At 58.5% G+C, this 1294-nt stretch carries 2 protein-coding genes; both read right to left on the bottom strand.

Annotation, left to right across the window (positions count from 1 at the left end):
• Window positions 1-124: 124 nt before the first annotated feature.
• Window positions 125-817, bottom strand: coding sequence for a hypothetical protein (locus A3730_RS27245; RefSeq protein WP_063518559.1), 693 nt, complete (start codon window positions 815-817; stop codon window positions 125-127).
• 79 nt (window positions 818-896) lie between these two features.
• Window positions 897-1294 (bottom strand): DUF6231 family protein (locus A3730_RS27240; protein WP_063539347.1); only part of this gene is annotated, 398 nt, incomplete at its 5' end.

Below are 1294 nucleotides of genomic sequence, written 5' to 3'. Positions count from 1 at the left end.
GATGCGTCGTCGTCAGGTGGCTGTCAGGCAGTCTGTCTGATGAGTATGCCATCAACATCCGCTCTTGCCATGACGACTTGGAGCGAATGTACCTGTTCAGGGGTCAGGTCGCGGTCGGTAACGGTCAGCCTGGGTTGGTCGAATCGCCTTGTTGGCTCAGCGACCAGTAGCGGAACACAGCAATATTGACCAGCGCGCTGAGCAGTGAAACGGGCAGGGCCGCCAGTAACGAGGCCGCGGCGGCATGGCTGACCACGCCAAGAATGGCACTGGCCACCAGGCTGCTCATCATCAGGTACGCGAGAAATACCAGCACCAGCACCAGTAACAGCGGCCATTGCTGGGCCTGGGTCATCTGGAAAGAATGGCGCAGGGCGTCGACAGGATTTTGCTGCTTGAGTATCACCAGCAGAGGGGCGAAACACAGGCGAGTGTAGACCCACACCGCCGGGAAAAACAGGGCCATCCAGCCTAAAGACACACCAATGGCCATCAGCGCATAGGTGAGCAGCAAGGGTGGGTAAACCAGTAGTGCCGGGGCGATACAGGCCAGCAGGCCGCGGGGTTTGCCGTTGCTGCTGGCGGACAGTTGCACATACAGCGCACCTTCCGCCAGTGGGCGCACCAGTAAAATAATGGCCAGGCTGATGCCGCTGAATTGCAGGGCGGCCCCTTCGGTTTCTGGTAGCACGAACGACGGGCCGAAGATCCACTGGGTGGCTTCAGTGATCAGGGCAAAGGGGGCGGTGACCAGAAACAGCGGGCCAAGGTGCCGCCACCAGAAAATGAAAATTTCGCGAAAACGGTGTCCGATCATGGTGGGCCATCAATTCAGTTGACGGCGCAACCATACGACAGCGCTGCGTCCATTGCCAGAACGCAGCGCCATGCCAAGGTTACCACCAGTATTTCCCCCAGTTTTCCGGGTTGGCCCAGAAGCGCGGGTTATTCCATTTGCGTTCGAAATTGTAGTTATCCAGGTCGTAGCTGTAGATGTTCAGTTCACGACCGTCTTCAGCAAAATGCCCCTGTTCGCGACAGCCCAGTGCCAGAAACCCGTTAGCCGGCCAGCGCAATTTCTGCGGTGCCAGGGTGGGTTGGTACACGGCCACCATGGAGTCGGTGTGCAGGTTGCGGAGCAATCCCAACAGTGCCTCGCCATCATGCTGGGGCATGTATTCCAGCTGATCCGCCACGATAGCGATATCCACCCGGTTGATGTCATCCAGGGAGGGGAACGGGTTCTGTTCCTGGATTTCCACCAGCGTGCAGTTGTGGTCTTTGCACCACTGGG

The organism is Alcanivorax sp. HI0044 (genome assembly GCF_001634945.1).
The sequence above is the reverse complement of the archived record's forward strand: the minus strand, read 5'-3'. Positions and strand labels throughout refer to the sequence as shown.